At 45.6% G+C, this 17,724-nt stretch carries 15 protein-coding genes; 9 read left to right on the top strand and 6 right to left on the bottom strand.

The genetic code is table 11. The features are described 5' to 3' along the window. The first annotated feature begins 3 nt into the window (after nucleotides 1–3). From mnmG to ABYP73_RS01345, 3 genes are all read left to right on the top strand, one after another. Nucleotides 4–1,872 (top strand): tRNA uridine-5-carboxymethylaminomethyl(34) synthesis enzyme MnmG, encoded by a 1,869-nt coding sequence (gene mnmG / locus ABYP73_RS01355; RefSeq protein WP_372973237.1) that lies wholly within the window; start codon nucleotides 4–6, stop codon nucleotides 1,870–1,872. A gap of 70 nt (nucleotides 1,873–1,942) precedes the next feature. Continuing rightward, the gene (locus tag ABYP73_RS01350; protein ID WP_372944854.1) at nucleotides 1,943–2,770 is read left to right on the top strand and encodes a class I SAM-dependent methyltransferase; all 828 of its coding nucleotides are present in this window, start codon (nucleotides 1,943–1,945) and stop codon (nucleotides 2,768–2,770) included. Nucleotides 2,771–3,021: 251 nt separating this feature from the next. Then, the gene (locus ABYP73_RS01345; RefSeq protein WP_372973236.1) at nucleotides 3,022–3,522 is read left to right on the top strand and encodes an OmpH family outer membrane protein; all 501 of its coding nucleotides are present in this window, start codon (nucleotides 3,022–3,024) and stop codon (nucleotides 3,520–3,522) included. A gap of 5 nt (nucleotides 3,523–3,527) precedes the next feature. On the opposite strand, the gene ABYP73_RS01340 is transcribed toward ABYP73_RS01345, so the two are convergent. Both ABYP73_RS01340 and ABYP73_RS01335 read right to left on the bottom strand, forming a co-directional pair. Next, nucleotides 3,528–3,926 (bottom strand): DoxX family protein, encoded by a 399-nt coding sequence (locus ABYP73_RS01340; RefSeq protein ID WP_372973235.1) that lies wholly within the window; start codon nucleotides 3,924–3,926, stop codon nucleotides 3,528–3,530. A gap of 26 nt (nucleotides 3,927–3,952) precedes the next feature. Then, the gene (locus ABYP73_RS01335) at nucleotides 3,953–5,104 is read right to left on the bottom strand and encodes an ATP-binding protein (protein WP_372944861.1); all 1,152 of its coding nucleotides are present in this window, start codon (nucleotides 5,102–5,104) and stop codon (nucleotides 3,953–3,955) included. Between the two features lie 108 nt (nucleotides 5,105–5,212). On the opposite strand from ABYP73_RS01335, the gene pgk reads away from it, so the two are divergent. The 3 genes from pgk (at nucleotide 5,213) to ABYP73_RS01320 (ending at nucleotide 9,103) form a co-directional block, all read left to right on the top strand. After that, the gene (gene pgk, locus ABYP73_RS01330) at nucleotides 5,213–6,406 is read left to right on the top strand and encodes a phosphoglycerate kinase (RefSeq protein WP_372973234.1); all 1,194 of its coding nucleotides are present in this window, start codon (nucleotides 5,213–5,215) and stop codon (nucleotides 6,404–6,406) included. 109 nt (nucleotides 6,407–6,515) lie between these two features. After that, entirely contained in the window at nucleotides 6,516–8,099 is a 1,584-nt protein-coding gene (locus ABYP73_RS01325) for a LysM peptidoglycan-binding domain-containing protein (RefSeq protein ID WP_372973233.1), read from the top strand. 26 nt (nucleotides 8,100–8,125) lie between these two features. Further along, complete coding sequence (locus ABYP73_RS01320; protein ID WP_372973232.1) at nucleotides 8,126–9,103, top strand: DUF4837 family protein; 978 nt, start codon at nucleotides 8,126–8,128, stop codon at nucleotides 9,101–9,103. A 53-nt stretch (nucleotides 9,104–9,156) separates the two neighbouring features. Here ABYP73_RS01320 and ABYP73_RS01315 read toward each other — a convergent pair whose 3' ends face one another. The 4 genes from ABYP73_RS01315 to tatA all read right to left on the bottom strand — a co-directional run bounded on the left by ABYP73_RS01315 (nucleotide 9,157) and on the right by tatA (nucleotide 13,278). Beyond that, on the bottom strand, nucleotides 9,157–9,327 hold the full coding sequence (locus ABYP73_RS01315) for a DUF6747 family protein (RefSeq protein ID WP_372944860.1): 171 nt from the start codon (nucleotides 9,325–9,327) through the stop codon (nucleotides 9,157–9,159). 204 nt (nucleotides 9,328–9,531) lie between these two features. Continuing rightward, the gene (locus ABYP73_RS01310; RefSeq protein ID WP_372973231.1) at nucleotides 9,532–9,702 is read right to left on the bottom strand and encodes a DUF6747 family protein; all 171 of its coding nucleotides are present in this window, start codon (nucleotides 9,700–9,702) and stop codon (nucleotides 9,532–9,534) included. A gap of 222 nt (nucleotides 9,703–9,924) precedes the next feature. Continuing rightward, entirely contained in the window at nucleotides 9,925–12,642 is a 2,718-nt protein-coding gene (locus tag ABYP73_RS01305; RefSeq protein WP_372973230.1) for an OmpA family protein, read from the bottom strand. Between the two features lie 453 nt (nucleotides 12,643–13,095). Beyond that, nucleotides 13,096–13,278 carry a twin-arginine translocase TatA/TatE family subunit gene (tatA, locus tag ABYP73_RS01300; RefSeq protein ID WP_372973229.1) on the bottom strand — a complete coding sequence of 61 codons (183 nt, stop codon included), beginning with the start codon at nucleotides 13,276–13,278 and terminating at the stop codon, nucleotides 13,096–13,098. A 198-nt stretch (nucleotides 13,279–13,476) separates the two neighbouring features. On the opposite strand from tatA, the gene ABYP73_RS01295 reads away from it, so the two are divergent. Genes ABYP73_RS01295 through ABYP73_RS01285 form a run of 3 tightly spaced genes read left to right on the top strand, consistent with a single transcriptional unit; the run spans nucleotide 13,477 to nucleotide 17,592 of the window. After that, the gene (locus ABYP73_RS01295) at nucleotides 13,477–14,346 is read left to right on the top strand and encodes a M23 family metallopeptidase (protein WP_372973228.1); all 870 of its coding nucleotides are present in this window, start codon (nucleotides 13,477–13,479) and stop codon (nucleotides 14,344–14,346) included. A gap of 5 nt (nucleotides 14,347–14,351) precedes the next feature. Beyond that, nucleotides 14,352–15,851 carry a GH3 auxin-responsive promoter family protein gene (locus tag ABYP73_RS01290; protein WP_372973227.1) on the top strand — a complete coding sequence of 500 codons (1,500 nt, stop codon included), beginning with the start codon at nucleotides 14,352–14,354 and terminating at the stop codon, nucleotides 15,849–15,851. Between the two features lie 58 nt (nucleotides 15,852–15,909). After that, nucleotides 15,910–17,592, top strand: coding sequence for a hypothetical protein (locus ABYP73_RS01285; protein ID WP_372946516.1), 1,683 nt, complete (start codon nucleotides 15,910–15,912; stop codon nucleotides 17,590–17,592). Nucleotides 17,593–17,724 lie beyond the last annotated feature (132 nt).

Raw genomic sequence — 17,724 nt, 5'->3', positions numbered from 1 at the left:
GCTATGTTTGAGAAAGAATACGACGTAATAGTAGTAGGAGGCGGCCATGCTGGGGCTGAGGCAGTGGCAGCAGCGGCCAACATGGGGTCAAAATCGCTGCTGATCACTATGAATCTACAGACCATAGGGCAGATGTCTTGCAACCCGGCCATGGGGGGTATCGCCAAAGGACAAATAGTTCGGGAAATAGATGCTTTAGGGGGCTATAGCGGGATAGTTTCTGATAAGTCAGCCATACAGTTTAAAATGCTAAACAAAAGCAAGGGTCCCGCCATGTGGAGTCCGCGCTCTCAGAATGACCGTATGCGTTTTGCCGAGGAATGGAGATTACTTTTGGAAGGCACCCCGAATGTGGACTTTTACCAGGAAATGGTTACGGGCCTTTTGGTAAAGGGCGATAAAGTTGTAGGAGTGAGAACCTCACTCGGATTGGACATACGCGCCAGGTCTGTCGTCCTGACCAATGGTACTTTTTTAAATGGATTGATTCATATTGGAGAAAAACAATTCGGAGGAGGCAGGGCAGGCGAAAAGGCGGCAACAGGAATAACAGAACAGTTGGTAGATTTGGGCTTCGACAGTGGCAGAATGAAGACGGGGACCCCACCCAGAGTAGATGGAAGATCTCTGGATTATTCCAGGATGATCCCACAGCCCGGTGATCCAAATCCTGAGAAATTTTCTTATTTGGATACGCCTGTGTTAACAGAACAAAGGGACTGCCATATGACACATACGTCGAGAGCGGTTCATGATATACTCAGGGAGGGTTTTGACAGATCACCCATGTTTAATGGAAGGATCAAAAGTATAGGTCCGCGTTATTGCCCTTCGATTGAAGATAAAATTAACAGGTTCGCAGATAAGGACAGTCATCAGATATTTGTAGAACCCGAAGGTTGGAATACGGTTGAAGTTTACGTCAACGGATTCTCCACATCTCTACCCGAAGATGTGCAATACAAGGCGCTTAAGACCGTAAAAGGATTTGAAAATGTCAAATTCTTCAGACCGGGGTATGCAATAGAATACGATTATTTTCCACCAACACAGCTAAAGCATACACTGGAAACTAAAATTATTAATAACCTCTATTTTGCAGGGCAGATCAATGGTACTACGGGATATGAGGAGGCTGCTTCCCAGGGTCTTATAGCGGGCATAAACGCACATTTGAAGATCCATGAGCAAGAACCATTCACACTCAAGAGGGACGAAGCGTATATAGGCGTACTCATAGATGATTTGATCACGAAGGGCACCGAAGAGCCCTACAGGATGTTTACTTCCAGGGCGGAGTACAGGACACTTTTGCGACAGGACAATGCGGATCTCCGTCTCACTCCTAAGGGTTATGCAATTGGATTGGCTTCAGTAGAGCGGATGCGGAAAATGGAAGAGAAAGAAAAGAAATCAAAAGAGTTCGTCGAGTTTTTTAAACTCACAAGTTACGATCCGGAGGACATGAATCAGATATTGGAAGAGGTGAATTCGGCTCCGGTAAAGCAGGCCGATAAAATGTTTAAGGTATTTTCCAGGCCCAAGGTAAGTATGGATCATATGCTGCAGCTTAAGGAGGTCTCTGATTATGTTAAGACGAATGAGATCGACAGGGAAGTCATGGAGCAGGCAGAGATTCAGGTGAAATATTCAGGCTATATCGAAAAGGAAAAGAGCAATGCAGACAAACTTCAGCGACTTGAAAATATAAGGATTCCAGATAATTTCGATTATTCCAAATTAAAATCCCTGTCATTTGAAGCCCGTGAAAAACTAAATAGTATTCGGCCGGTCACGATCTCCCAGGCATCCAGGATCAGTGGTGTTTCTCCCAGCGACATCAGTGTATTACTGGTATTTCTGGGCCGATAAGTAAAATGTTCCACGTGGAACATTTTAGGATGTACGGAACGAAGCTTTTGAAGTTCTCCCATTTTCAAAAATGAAATTTTACCTAAACACAAAGGACTACGCAAATACAGGTGAAGCATTCACACTAATGTTGGATGAGCAACTACAATTGTTGAGGACTACCCCCTGTCCTGATAAGCTGGAGAACTATTATCTGCATAAAACCTATATCTCTCATACAGACCGGTCGGATACCTTTTTGGAAAAATTATACCAACGGGTAAAAAAATACAGCCTTCACAAGAAGCTGTCATGGGTAAAAAAGCATGCCGGTTCTGCATGCAGTGTGCTGGATGTGGGAGCCGGCACAGGATCTTTTGTTTCATTTTTAAAATCCAGGGGGTGGAATATAGAGGGCATAGAACCCAGTGAAAAGGCCAGAGCCATCGCCGACAGTAAAGGTGTCGACTTGTTTAAGAGCACAAATGAACTGTCTGAGAGAAAATATGACGTGATTACTTTATGGCATGTATTGGAACACTTTCAAAACTTAGATGACGAATTAGACGCCTTATTAAATCATGTCAAAGAGGACGGCACTCTTATTATCGCCTTGCCTAATTTTAAATCGTATGATGCAAAATACTACGGGGAATATTGGGCGGCCTATGACGTACCCAGGCATGTCTGGCATTTTTCCCGATCGGCCGTTGAAAAGATATTTCAGGAGAGGGGTTGGAGGGTTACAAAAACAAAGCCTATGATTTTTGACGCCTTTTATATTTCCCTTTTATCCGAAGAGTACAGGGGCAATAAATTCAAATGGCTGTCTGCCTGCTGGAGAGGATTCCTCTCTAATTTGCATGCTCTGAATTCCGGAGAGTATTCCTCACTGGTGTACGTATTGAAAAAAGGCTGAAAACCTTTTTTAAGGTCTTTACAGGAGAGTTTACAGCCTAGACATAGCTGAGACATAACACCTCGCGTAATAAGCTTTAAAGACCTTTAATCGAGCTTAAAATCTATAATCGAAATAAATTAAAAAATTAATATATATAGATTTTATCTATCAGCTAATACGGTGTGCATTTTCTCGAATGTGATAAAATTGAAGCGGAGCAAAGATTACCCATTTTCCTTTCCTATTTTTGACAAATCAAAGTAACCGAAATGAAGAAAATTATTTTCACCATAGCCCTAGCCGCCATATGGGGTTGCAAGCAGGATAAAGTAGCCTATGTAAACAATGTACGCCTTATGGATGGCTACAAGGAGAAGATCGCAGTAGAAGAACGATATGCCGAACAACGCAAAGCGTTCGAACTCAGAAGAGACAGCATCTCGCGTGCGTTCCAGAGCGAAGCACAGGAAGTGGAGAACAAAATGAAAAACATGAGCCAGAACAAGGCCCAGGAAACCTTCAGTAACCTTCAGCAAAAAGGCCAGCGGATGGGGCAGATGCTTCAGCAGGAAGAACAACAATTGAACCTTACCGGCCAAGCCGATATGGACAGTGTGGTCCAGAAGGTAAGAAGGGAAATTGAGGCCTACGGAAAGGCTAACGGGTATACCTTCATCTTGGGCGGTGGAGAAGGTGGAAGCGTGTTATACGGTGATGAAGCAAAGGACATCACCGATGAGCTGCTCAAGACATTAAACGCTGAAGAGTAGCCACCTTAGTATTGCAGCAGTAATATGAGGATTACTGTGGGGATAAAATAAATAACAATGGTTTTGGCCCCCTCATAATCCTTGGCCACTCTTTGTCCTAGTAACAACATCAAAAGCGATAAAGCTGCGATAACCGCACCTGTCTGTGCTACAATATAGTCGCCGGATATCACTAATTGTATACCTCCCACCAGGCTGGCAATCCCCGCTGTCAGTTCCATGAAGGTGATCACAAAAAGTAGCAGGGGTACTGTATTTCGAAAGATAGATTTCGAAAAGTGTTCCTTCAACCATGAGAGATTGCCTCGCCAGTCGAACACCTTATCCAGGCCGCTTTGCAGGAAAGTGATGACCACAAAGAGAAGGAGAAGCAATTGGGGTATATTTTCTTTAATACCATTCATAGTTTAAAATTTTTATTACTGTGTATTCACGCTGCGGGTTTATGCAGAAGCCTTGTCAGTTTGATGGAGAGGTCGGTTAGAATGATCTTTGAATTCCCGTTTCTTTCCACGTGGTAAATGGCTTTCTCCAGTTCGTCCATAATTCTGACCACGTTATTCTCATGTACGAATCGAGCGAATTTGTCGAACTGAAATCCATCCACATGGATCCTCATATAGGCCAGGGATTCTGCGTTGTAATTGACGAGCATGGCCTGTCTGAAGACGGCCATGCAGTATTTCAGAAAATTTTTCTGGGTTTCCCTTCCCGTCCTGGCTACCTCCTCGCTCCACAGGATGAGTTCGTGGATCGCCCCCTTTTTTCCTTTGGCCTGGAAGGCACTCCTCACCCATTGTACAAACCATCTCTCGAAGATCAACTCCTCAGAATCCTTGTTCATCAGCTCCAGTGCCTTATTGAAATTCCCATTCGATTCATGGGCTAGATGGCTGGCCTCTTCTCTGGCTACTCCTCTGTCGACAAGTGCCTGGGCAATGGCTTCTTCGGGAAGAGGAGGAAAGTGAAGGAGTTGGCAGCGCGACCTTATGGTCTGCAGGATCTGCTCCTCGTCCTCAGCGATGAGTAAAAAAATGGTTTGCTTTGGGGGCTCTTCAATGAGTTTCAACAGTTTATTGGAAGCTGCTGTATTCATTCGTTCCGCCATCCAGATGATCATGATCTTATAGCCCCCTTCATAGGATTTCAGGGATAATTTCTTGACGATATCCATGGCCTCGTCTACCCCGATCTGACCCTGTTTCTTTTCAATACCCAGATAGCGGTACCAGTCGAACAGACTCCCGTAAGGGTCCTCCTTGAGGAATTGCCTCCATTCCGTCAGAAAGTGATCGCTTACAGCATGGCTTTTTACCGAATCTGTGGTAGCCACCGGGAATGCAAAATGAAGATCGGGATGGGTTATTGCCCGGCATTTGAGATTACAGGATTCATTGCCTCCCTGGTTCTCTCCTCCGCTGTTCTTGCAGAGAATGTACTGGGCATAGGCCAGTGCCGCCGGCAGTGTCCCAGAGCCCTCCGGACCCACAAACAACTGCGCATGGGGTATTCGCCCCGAATCTGCACTGTGGGTCAGGTGTTTTTTGATGTGATGCAGCCCTAAAATATCCCGGAATAGCATGGGATCAAAGATAAATAATTCGAAAGCTTCCACCTCTTATAAACGGAATACTTGCTTTCTCCTAGTCCTTTTATTCTTTACATTTGTCGTTCTCTAATCCTACAATGCATGAAAACGATAGATAATTTTGATTTTTCCGGAAAAAAAGCGCTTATCCGTGTCGACTTCAATGTACCTCTGAATCCTGATTTCGAAGTTACCGACACAAACAGGATTGAGGCGGCCAAACCCACTATCTTAAAAGTTCTGGAAGATGGCGGCAGCGCCGTGCTGATGAGCCACCTGGGCAGACCGAATGGGAAAGTGGTGGCAGACATGTCATTGAAACACATTGCTCATGCGGTAAGCGATATCATTGGTGTGCAGGTAAAATTCGTTGATGATTGCGTTGGAGATAAGGCCATAAAGGCTTTACAGGAATTAGAGGACGGGGAAGTTTTGCTGCTTGAGAACCTCAGGTTTCACGCTGAAGAGGAACAGGGAGACGCCGAATTCGCCGAGTCACTTTCTCACCTCGGAGACATTTATGTGAATGATGCCTTTGGCACTGCACACAGGGCACACGCCTCCACGACCATCGTCGCACAGTATTTTCCTGGCAAAAAGTGCTTTGGATATCTCATGGCCAGGGAGATCGAGGCCATTGACAAAGTAATGAGGACCGGAGAGGAGCCCGTTACAGCCATCCTGGGCGGCGCAAAGGTGTCTTCCAAGATCACCATCATTGAAAACATCCTGGACAAGGTAGATCACCTCATCATAGGGGGAGGCATGACCTATACCTTTATCAAGGCACAAGGGGGTAGCGTGGGATCCTCCATCTGCGAGGACGATAAGATGTCCCTGGCATTGGATATCCTGAAAAAGGCCAAAGATAAAGGGGTTGAAGTACACCTCCCGGTCGACGTCCTCGCTGCCGATAATTTTAAGGACGATGCCAATACAAAAATCGTTCCGGTAGATGAGATCCCGGACGGTTGGCAGGGACTCGATGCAGGACCCAGAACCTTACAGGATTTTGAAAAGGTGATCCTGGCTTCAAAGACTATACTCTGGAATGGCCCTGTGGGGGTGTTTGAAATGCCCAATTTCGCCAAGGGGACCATTGCCATCGGTCATATGATCGAAGACGCGACCAAGAAAGGCGCTTTTTCGCTTGTTGGCGGCGGAGATTCTGTGGCGGCCGTAAAGCAATTTGGTTTCGAAGATAAGGTCAGTTACGTATCCACTGGCGGTGGAGCTATGCTGGAGAGCCTCGAAGGAAGGGTACTACCCGGAATTGCTGCAATAATGCAAGGATAGCTCCCGTTTTTTTATCAGGGAGAAGGGATAATTCACAGGAGATCGATTGCAATTTTATTCTTTCAGAAAAAAATCGCATTTTCGTCCATCCCCCACACAATTATAATTTATGTATTCCGCTAAACATCAGTTGCTTACTTGCTTTCTCTTCGGGGGTTCTTTTGCCCTTTTGGCACAAGCCCCGGCAACACCTGAAATGAACAGGGGAACGGAGATCAGGAAGGAAAGGGATTCCCTATCCGCCGCTGCCGTTAACAAAAGCACCTTATGGATCAAGGCTGATGATCATATCCTGTTACAGGACCACCCCGTTGCGGCCAAGTATGACAGCCTCTGGCTGTCTGAACTTCATCAGAATGCCGAGCTTTCCGGGCAGTTGTTTGAGGAGGTGGAGTTACTGGAGGAAATCATGAAAGATACGGTCGGACTGGAAACGGTTGCGCTAGATACGGAATTGCTCAAGGAACGGCTTAAGGCATTGGATCAAAAGTCCCCTTTCAACATCACCTATAACCCCTCCCTGGAATCCGTGATCAAATCGTTCCTGATCCGGAAAAGGGACCTTATGGAACGCATGCTAACCGCAAGCCAGTTCTATTTTCCCCTTTTTGAACAGGAATTGGATAATCACAATATCCCTCTGGAGATCAAGTATCTGGCCATCGTGGAATCGGCATTGAACCCAAGGGCCAAATCCCGGGTAGGGGCTACCGGCCTCTGGCAATTTATGTACGGAACCGGGAAGATGTATGGCCTTGATGTGAGCAGTTATGTGGATGAACGCAGTGATCCGGTGAAATCTACCCGGGCAGCCTGTCAGTACCTGTCTAAGCTCTACGATATCTTCGGCGACTGGGATCTGGCCCTGGCGGCCTATAATTCCGGCCCCGGTAATGTAAATAAGGCTATCCGGAGGTCGGGGGGTTATACCAATTATTGGAATATCAGGCCTTATCTTCCCCGGGAAACGGCCGGATACCTGCCGGCCTTCCTTGCGACCATGTACCTTTTTGAATACGCAGAGGAACACGGCCTCAAAGCAGTGGAAGTGCCGCGACCTTATTTTGAAACGGATACGGTACGGGTAAAAAAACTTATCACCTTTGAGCAGATCTCCAAACTCGTAGATGTGAGTGTAGAGGAACTCACGGTTTTAAACCCTTCCTACAAATTGAACATTATTCCCTATATCTCTGAAAAGGAGTATACACTGCGTTTGCCCAACAGGGAGATCGGGAAGTTCGTGGCCAATGAAGATTCCATTTATGCCTATGTGGAGGAGGAATTGAAATCCCGCGAGACCCCTTTGCCTCAGTTGGTAAAGGCTGAAGAAAGGATCAGGTACCGGGTGAGGAGTGGAGATTATCTCGGAAAGATCGCCGAGCAATACGGGGTTCGGGTGAGTCAGATCAAAGAATGGAACGGACTTCGCAGCAATACGTTGAGGATCGGGCAGCGCCTCACGATCTACCCAAGAAAACCTTATGTGCCCGTATCTGTACAACAGGAATCCGGTAAACCTTTGAATAATAGCGAGGTAAGGTATCACACGGTTAAGGAGGGAGATTCCTTATGGACCATTTCTCAAAAATATCCCGGAATTACCATCGAGAATTTACGAGAATGGAATGGTATTCGCGGTAATAAATTATTACCGGGCACAAAGCTTAAATTGTGCGCGTGTCCGTCGTGAATACCTCAACATTAGAGCACTAAAAAATGAGACACTATTACTTTCTTTTGCTAGCCTTTCTTGTGATAGCCTGCAATGATGGGCCAAAAAAGACCTACAAACCGGAATCCATAGGGGCTATCAACAGCCTTGGGGTGGTGATCAACAACGATCTGTGGGAGGGTCCTGTGGGCGACAAGATCAGGGAGCACTTTGCAGCTCCTGTGATCGGTCTTACCTGGGATGAACCCCTTTTCAGCCTGGAGCAAATGCCTCAAAAGGTTTTTACCACTACCACGAGATACCGAAGGGCTGTTTTGTTCGTAGACATCGACACGGTTAATGTGGCTCACATCAAATCAGATCTTTATGCTGCTCCCCAAAAGATAGGGGTGATCAAAGGCAGGACTCAGGAAGAGATCATTGAAAATTTGGACAATTACTCAGACCAGATCATCGCTGCTATCAAAGAAATGGAACTTGAAGAAACCCAAAAACGTTTCTTGCGCTCCCTGAATAAGGACAGGCTGCTGGAGGAAAAGTTTGGAGTGACCTTCAGGCTTCCATCGATCTACAAATTGGGAAAACAGGAAGATAACTTTGTTTGGATAGACCGGGAGATACAGAAAGGGAGTATGAATATCATCGCGTATCAGATCCCTTTTGATCGTCTTAATAACGATTCAACCCTGGTCACAGACTTTATAAGGATGAGGGACTCGATTGGGGAGAAATATATCCCCGGGCCGGATATGCGGGATAAAAAAACCTATATGACCACAGAGGATGCCTTTGCCCCCCATTTTTTTGAAACTGAGATAGATGGCCACTCGGCTCTTGAAGTTCGGAGCATTTGGGATATGGAAAATTATCCTATGGCCGGCCCCTTTATGACCTTTGTCATCGATGATGAAAAGAATGACAGAAAGTTGGTCGTGGAAGGCTTTACCTTTGCACCCGCGACCAATAAGAGGGACTATATGTTCGAATTGGAAGCCATCCTTCGAACCATTAAATTCAAGTAAATTTTACGGGATAAAAAAATCGCTTCCGAATCGGGAAGCGTTTTTTTATTTGATCAATCGAAAGCGAAGCCTGTAGACAGCCTGAAGATAAAGGCGTACATGGTGATAATCCACAGGGCAAAACAGAACCAGGAAAAAGCCTTAAAATACTTTTTCAGGAAAATATTCCTCCAGTTCCTGAATGCTTCAATGTAAATTTCTTTTACGAGTAAAATTTTATCCATATCCCTGTCATTTGTGTTTATCCAGGGACAAAGATTAACTTCTCACCGTAAAGAAGGTCAATTTATAGACAAATTGCGGATAAATCAGTTTAGCAATCCCTTCAGGATCTTTGCTCTCCTTGAAAGGCTAGTTTTTACCGACCAGTGGCAGCCAAAAAAAAAACACGGCACAAATGCACCGTGTCTTATTAAAAATGGGGTTGGTTAATCGAATGCAAACCCTGTTGCCACTCTGAATATAAAAGCGTACAGTACAATCAGGAGACAGGCAAGGCAAAACCAGGTAAAGACCTTAAAAAAGTTCTTTACAAAATAAGAACCCAGATTTTTAAAGGCCTCCAGGTAAATTTCCTTTATGAGTAAAATATAATTCATATGGTGAGATTTAGGTTAATGGTTTTAGGTTTATAACTGTTTTTTGCCCTGGAACGTATAGGAGGGGAGCCGATTTGTTGTATAGCTGTGAAAAGGTGTTGGGAACTCTGAAATCCGCAAGGATTCTATGGATAAGGACGGCTCTTTTTAGTTTGATTTCCAATAAAAAACCACCTGCAGTTATGCAGGTGGCTTATAGTTATAAGTTGGCAGAAACGGCTGCTACATGTTCACAATAATAAATTCTGATCGTCTGTTGAGTTGATGCTGAGCACTGGTACATCGGATACTGCCGTCACACCCGTTCAGGAGTCTTTCTTCCCCATACCCTATGGCGCTCTCAATCCTTTTCGGATCAATTCCCTTAGAGATGATATAGGCCCTGGTAGATTTAGCCCTTCTGTCTGAGAGGTATTTGTTGTAGACGGCGCTACCCCGACTGTCTGTATGCGACTCGATCTTGATGACCATGGACGGATTCTCTTTCATGACGGCTACCAGCTTATCCAGCTCTTCGGCAGCGTCATTTCTGATATTGGATTTGTCGAAATCGAAAAAGATCATATTCAATTTGATCTTCTTGATGCCCTCTTCGAGTACGATCAGGTCTTCCAGTTTCTCGAGTTTTACATCTAGGCTGATGACCTCGTTGTCTTTGGTCGGAGTATTCGTAACTACCTCAGAATAGCCTTCTTTGGTGGTCCTTACGGTATATTTGGTATTGCTGTCGAGATCCTCAAAAACAAAGCTACCATCCTCATCGGATACAACTTCTTTCAGTTTGATATTGTTTTCGTCAAGGAGGGTAACGAGGGCCTCTGGCATGACCTCCCCCGTAACCAGGTCGGTGATCACCCCTTCAATGGCGTTGAGGTTCAGTTCTTCGGGCATAAGCTTGGAGAAGGAATAAATATCGTCATCCCCTTTACCACCCCTTCTGTTAGAAGCAAAAAAGCCCTTTTGGGTCTCTTCCTGAACGATGTAGGAGAAGTCGTCCCGCTTGCTGTTGATCGGTTTACCCATATTTTTCACCTGCTCGAAACCTTCTTCTTCCGTATACGCTACTTCATAGACATCCAATCCCCCCAGGCCAATATGGCCATTGGAGGAGAAATACAACTTTTTATCCGTGATAAAAGGGAACATCTCCTTGCGTTCCGTATTGATCTCCGGCCCCAGGTTCCTGGGTTCCGAAAAGCCGCCATCCTCGTACACATCTACCACAAAAATATCTGTCTCTCCAAGGCTTCCGGGCCTGTCCGACACAAAATAGAGTTTTTTACCGTCCGGACTTAGTGCGGGATGTCCTGTGGAGAAGTCGTCGCTGTTAAAAGGAAGTTCCGTGGCATCTGTCCAGGCACCATCGACCTTGCGCGAACGATAGATTTTAAGATTATTGACCCCGTTTTTATCGCGTTTCAATTTCTTTCCGTAATTGTTCCGCGTAAAGTACATGGTGGCGTTATCCGGAGAGAAGGTTACCGAAGCCTCGTGATATTTGGTATTGATCTTCTTTGAGAATTTAATGGCGTCCTTCACCTCCTGCGACTCCTGGTTTACCTTGGCCACATAAAGGTCGAGATAGGGCTGGTTATTCCATTTATACCGCCTGGTAGTAAAAAAGGAGGAATCCATGGCAGATGCGAATACCAGCTGGTCCCCGTTGTAAAACATGGGGGAAAAGTCCGAATACTCTGAATTCGTAGCAATATTCCGAAGAGTATATTCTTGTTCTGTATTCAGGATATTGTCCAGAGCTTTTTCTTTTGGAGTAGTACGGGGATCGTCTATGGCGTACCGCATTCCCTCTTTTTTGACCTTTCTGTCGTAGATACGCATCAGCCTTTTGGCCCTGGCGTATTTTCCAGTGCCTTTCAGGCTATGGGCGTATTTAAAGATATTCTCGGAACTGATCTCATTGGAATATCGCGTATACAGGATATCGTACCAATAGAAGGCACGCTCCATATTACTGTTGAAATAATGGGAATCCCCCGCTTTTTGGAGGATCTCATAAGAATAACTGTCCTGGTTGTCATTTAGGTATTGCTCGTAAAGGTCAGCTGCCTCTGCATACCACATTTTGGCGAAATAGGCATCTGCTTTTTGCAGGAGTTTTGCTGGAGGGTCTTTGGTCGTTTTTAAGGCTTTCCTTTCAATTTTACGGCTTTCGGCCTTCTGAACTCCCAGGTTGGCCGACCTGATCCTTTCCATCTGAGTGGAAATTACAGGACTTGTCACATCTGCCACATGCATGATCCACGTCTTTCCCTGGTAACGACCCCCAAACTGATTATTGGCCTCCTTCAACAAGGCCTTCCCATCCTCTTTGAAAGACAGGTACACATAGGACAGCCCGGTCTCTGGATGAACAACGGATTTTGAATGCAAACCTTTTGCACTCAGGGTTCTTTTAAACCGCATTACGTTGTTCCGGTCGCCAAAAACCCCTGCAACAGCGTAGTAACCATTGTCGAGCTCGGCAAATCCATCAACCGTTCTTGTGGCAACACCTGATTTTTTCGCGGCTATTTTAAAAGCATCGTGTGAGGTCTCAGCGGAGGCGGCAGCTGCTTTGGCAAATGAGATGTTGGCGGCATGAGCCTTTTCTCCGGCGTCCACGTGGAGGATCCAAATTTTCTTGTCATATGAAGTATTCAGAAAGGAAGCTATGGCCTGATCTCCCGAGGTATGACTTCGCAAGTAGACATAGTTCAGCCCGTTTTCAGGACTTTTAAAAATCTCAGGGGCGAAGTTTCCGGCCCTGAGGGTCCGGGCAAAGGCGTTGGCATTTTCTACTACGCCAAAGACACCGGCCACGAGATAGAAACCAGAAGAATATCGGTTTGAAACTCGTATCGTTTTGGTCGCAATTCCGTGCTCTTTGGCTTTATTCCTGAACACCTCGTAGGTCGAAATGTCTTCAGCCTTGCCGCCCATACTTGAAAATGCGGAAGACACGCAGAAGAAAGCTGAAAGGAATATAACCAATAAGGCTTGGTGCGATCTGAGTTTCATGTGTTTGATGTCCCCTTTAACGTCCTCGATCCTAAAAAAGAGTTATTTGGTTTAAAACATTTTGGTTGTAAAGGCTTATAAGCCCCTGAACTATAACGCCGAAAATAGAGGTTCTCGCCCTAAGGCCTTACTTTTTGTTGTGAAATGGATGATTTTTGTCGTGTATCTTCGATCTCTGTGTCTGAAGGTGAGACATTTGGTCGAGAAAGGTAGAAAAAACAGGGTGTCAGCGAGTAGACAAACCGCTTGATTTCACAGCGATTCCGCACGGGAATCAGGTCATTACCGGGATGTGACTAATACGATGGAAGAGCTGACTTATAAAATCAAAAAAAGGCACCCAATGGATGCCTTGTGGTCTATAAAATAGGGAGATCAATCTTTTTTCTCCTCCAATTTGTCGTCTTCTTTGGAGGCATCTTTGAATTCTTTGATACCGCTACCCAGACCCCTCATGAGTTCGGGAATCTTCTTTCCGCCGAATAAAAGGAGTACCAGGACTACGACTACGGCGATTTGCCAGGGGCCAATGGCCAGAAAAGGTGCTGTTAATATCATTGCTTGAATTTATAAAGTAAACAAAGGTAGTAAAAAAGTCGATAGACCTGCGGAATTTAATACGATAAGATAAAGGATTAATATGCGGGAAATGCTAACTTTTACAAATGCTCACTGATCTCAGGGAAGATGGATAAAGCCTTTAAATTTATGTCTGTTGTGGACGGATATTCAATTCGAAATGTATCTTTGTGATTTATGGAAAAAAAAGGCAGAAAGAGGAAAGAAATCAAGCGCAAGCTGCTGCATAAGTACCGCCTTGTGATCCTGAATGAGAGTACTTTTGAAGAAAAGATATCATTCAAGTTAAGTCGGCTTAACGTTTTTATTACCGGCACCCTCTTTATCATCGTCTTGATCGCCTTAACGACATTGCTTATAGCCTTTACCCCATTGAGGGAATACATCCCTGGGTATTCCTCAACGCGACTCAAAAAACAGGCCACAGAACTCACCTACAGGACGGATTCCCTGGTCAACGTTTTGGAATATACCAATAGGTATTTGCAAAATATCCGAATGGTCCTCAGGGGAGATGTCGAGAACAATGAGATCAACCGAGACTCCCTCTTCGAACAATTCAAGATCGATCCATCCACTGTAGACCTTACTCCTATACGGGAGGATTCTATCCTAAGAGCCCAGGTAGCCCTGGAGGATAAATACAATCTCTTTCAAAGGAATGTAAATGGGCGTAGTCCTGTATTATTCTCCCCTGTTTCCGGGGTGGTTTCCCATGATTATGATCCTAAAAAGAAACATTTTGCAGTGGATATCGTGGCTGAGAAAGACGCACCGGTAAAGGCAGTTGCGAATGGGACGGTCATTTTTTCAGAGTGGACTGTAGAAACCGGCTATGTCATTATCATGGAACACGAAGAAGGCCTGATCTCGGTCTACAAACACAACGGTTCCATCAGCAAGGCCCAGGGAGACATCGTCAAGGCCGGAGAGGTCATAGCTTCCGTTGGAAATACGGGAGAACTGACCACGGGACCACATTTGCATTTTGAACTCTGGAATAACGGAAGCCCGGTTAATCCTTCGGATTATATCGATTTCAAATAAATCTTATGTCTTTAAAAGCGTTTGCCGCCAGGATCTTTGCCAAATCTGTTTACCGAAGGACCCAGAAATGGGTAAAAGATCCAGTGAAGACACAGGAGAAGGTCTTCAATATGCTGCTCAGCAGGGCGAAACACACTGCATTCGGAAAGGACCACAATTTTAATTCCATACATACCTATAAGGATTTCGCGAAAGCAGTCCCGGTGAGGGATTATGAGGCCCTGAGAGGATATATTGAAAGGGTGGTAAAAGGGGAAAGCGACATCCTATGGCCCGGCAAACCGGATTATTTTGCCAAGACAAGCGGGACTACTTCCGGCGCCAAATTTATCCCCATTACAAGCGAATCCATCAAATACCAGGTGCAGGCATCCCGGGATGCTATGCTGCTTTACATACACGAAACCGGAAGGGCTTCCTTTGTAGATGGAAAAATGATCTTTTTACAAGGCAGCCCGGAACTCTCGGAAAAGAACGGGATCAAATTCGGCCGACTTTCCGGAATCTCAGCTCATTATGTGCCAAATTATCTCCAGAAAAACTGTCTCCCCAGTTGGAAGACCAACTGCATTGAAGATTGGGAGACCAAGGTAGACAGGATCGTTGAGGAGACCAGGGAAGAAGACATGACAGTGATCGCGGGCATACCCTCCTGGGTTCAGATGTATTTTGAAAGACTAACAGTGGCTACCGGCAAGAAAGTAGGGGATCTGTTCAGAAACTTTGAGCTCTTTATTTACGGCGGGGTCAACTATGAACCTTACCGAAGCACCTTTGAGGATCTGATAGGGAGAAAGGTGGCGAGCATAGAGTTGTTTCCTGCCAGCGAGGGCTTCTTCGCCTATCAGGACAGGCAGGACAAAAAGGGTATGTTGCTGTTGCTCAACTCTGGGATTTTCTATGAATTTATAAAGGCAGAGGAGTATGGGTCTGAAAACCCTGAAAGGCTTACCATCAAAGATGTTGAGGTTGGCGTGAATTATGCCATTGTGATTTCCACCAATGCCGGGCTTTGGGGGTACGACCTTGGAGATACCGTTCAGTTTATTTCATTGAACCCATACAGGATCGTTGTTTCGGGCAGGATTAAGCACTTTATTTCAGCCTTTGGAGAGCATGTGATTGCTAAGGAGGTCGAGCAAGCCATGCAGGAAGCTATACAAAAGACTAGAGCCCAGGTACAGGAATTTACCGTGGCTCCTCAGATAACGCCTCAACAAAAGGAGTTGCCCTACCATGAATGGTTTATTGAATTCGTCAAAAAGCCAGAGGATCTGGATCAGTTTGCAAAATATCTGGACAAGGCCTTGCAGGAGCAGAACAGCTATTACTTAGATCTTATCAAGGGGAAGGTACTACAACCTCTGAAGATAACCCCCGTCAGAAAGTCGGGTTTCCAGGAATACATGAAATCCATGGGCAAATTAGGAGGACAGAACAAGGTGCAGCGATTATCCAATGACAGGAAGGTAGCTAAAGGACTGGAAAAGCTACAGCAGGGGTAGGAATACCGCTATAAAAGAAAAGGCTGGCTTAGATATAAAATGTATTTTTGCGCTGAGTATGAGCAAGATCAAGAATACGACACGCGCACAGGAGTCTACCAACGCCATTGAGCGTTTGTACATCACCATGCGCCACCTCTTTAACAGAGGGTTTTACAAGCCCATGGGGGTATCCGGGGAGACGCTCAGGAATGCGCTGCTATTGCTGAGACCCGAAATATACGGGTCAGTCGCCGAAGAGAAATCGGAACTAAACGGCCTTATTTATGTGCTGGAACGCTTGCCGGAAGGGATAGAGCAATGCCGCTTTATCAATCTCACTTCGGATGAGGGGTATTCAAAGTCCCATTTTAACCCGATCATCCCCCCAAAGAGACGCCGGAATTGCTATCGGATAGACCAGGAGCAGATGAACATTGAGATCACCCGCGGCCGATCTGATATCTATGATATTCTGACCCACCTCACTTTTCTCTTTATTGAATCCGGTAAGATCTGCAACAAGGTTTTAATAGAAGATACGCAGAAGACGATCAGGGACTGGCATAAACTCGAGGAGGCGGTGCAGAAGAACAAGCTGACTCAGGCCGAAAAGGAAGTTGCTCTGATACATACGGCCAATATCCTGGGAAGGTCTTTTGTGGAGACCATGGAAGTGTACCAAAAGCTGGGGACAAAAAAGGACCCGGAAAGATTCCTCAAGATCATATATTGGCTGGGAAAACTGGCCATTGAGGAAGAATTGGGAGGCGAAAAGAGGATTATCACCTTTAGCACTTTGCTCAGGGAACGGCTGGGCCACCATATTCACGGAGAGCAATGGGCAGATCAGATCAAGGAAGTGCTAAACAAACACGGGTTGCTACAACGGCCCATGCACATCATTAGCGCTAATATGCACAGCGTGGTCAATTCCTTATATGCGAAAAAGGCTTTGCGAAAGGAGTTTCCGGGGGAGGGAAAACTGGAGATGTTCCAGCAGCTCAGCCTGGAGAAGAACGGAGTTCTGAGAGACAAAGTGCTGACTTCGGCTCGCAAAAATGGGATGATCGAGATCAAGGACAAATCTGGGACCAGTATAGATGTGCAGATCTTCGATATGGCCAAACTTGGCAAGGACGCCTGTTGCTACGAATTGAAGGAAGGGATACCGGATGAGGAAAAACCTGTTATCTTCGTAATGGATTACGCCTTTGGGGAACAGGCCTTTGAAACCATTGATGAATTGCTGAAACCGTTTAAGCGAAAAAGGCAAAAACCGGCCTATATGGATGTGGCGTCCATTTCTATAATGGGAAAAGCCGGGATTCTTGAAGGAGGTAAAGGGGATCTGATGATTCCAACGGCTCACATTTTTGAAGGCACGGCAGACAACTATCCCTTTGATAACGCATTCAGTGCAGATGATTTCAGGGGTAATGGGCTCAAGGTACTGGAAGGAACCATGGTAACAGTGTTGGGAACCTCCTTACAGAATAAAGACATCTTGAAATGGTTCCATGAATCTACCTGGGGGGCGATCGGTCTGGAAATGGAAGGCGTGCATTATCAGAAGGCGATTCAGTCTGCTTCCAAAATCAGGAAGAGCATTCGGGAGGATGTCACGGTAAGGTATGCCTATTACGCTTCTGATAACCCTCTGGAAACGGGTAGCACCCTGGCTTCGGGAGGTCTGGGAACTACGGGAGTGAAACCGACGTATTTGATCACGGATAAGATATTACAACAGATATTTAACTAACGACTATGGCCAAAGAAATTCAACCGAAAAAAATGGAGCCCAGCGACGAGATTGACCTGGGTCAGCTTTTCGCATTGATCGGGAAAGGATTTAACAACATTTTCAGGGGATTTCTGAGGATGTTCCTGTATT

Origin of the sequence: Muriicola sp. (assembly GCF_041567615.1) — a bacterium.
Classification (GTDB): domain Bacteria; phylum Bacteroidota; class Bacteroidia; order Flavobacteriales; family Flavobacteriaceae; genus Muriicola.
The sequence above is the reverse complement of the archived record's forward strand: the minus strand, read 5'-3'. Positions and strand labels throughout refer to the sequence as shown.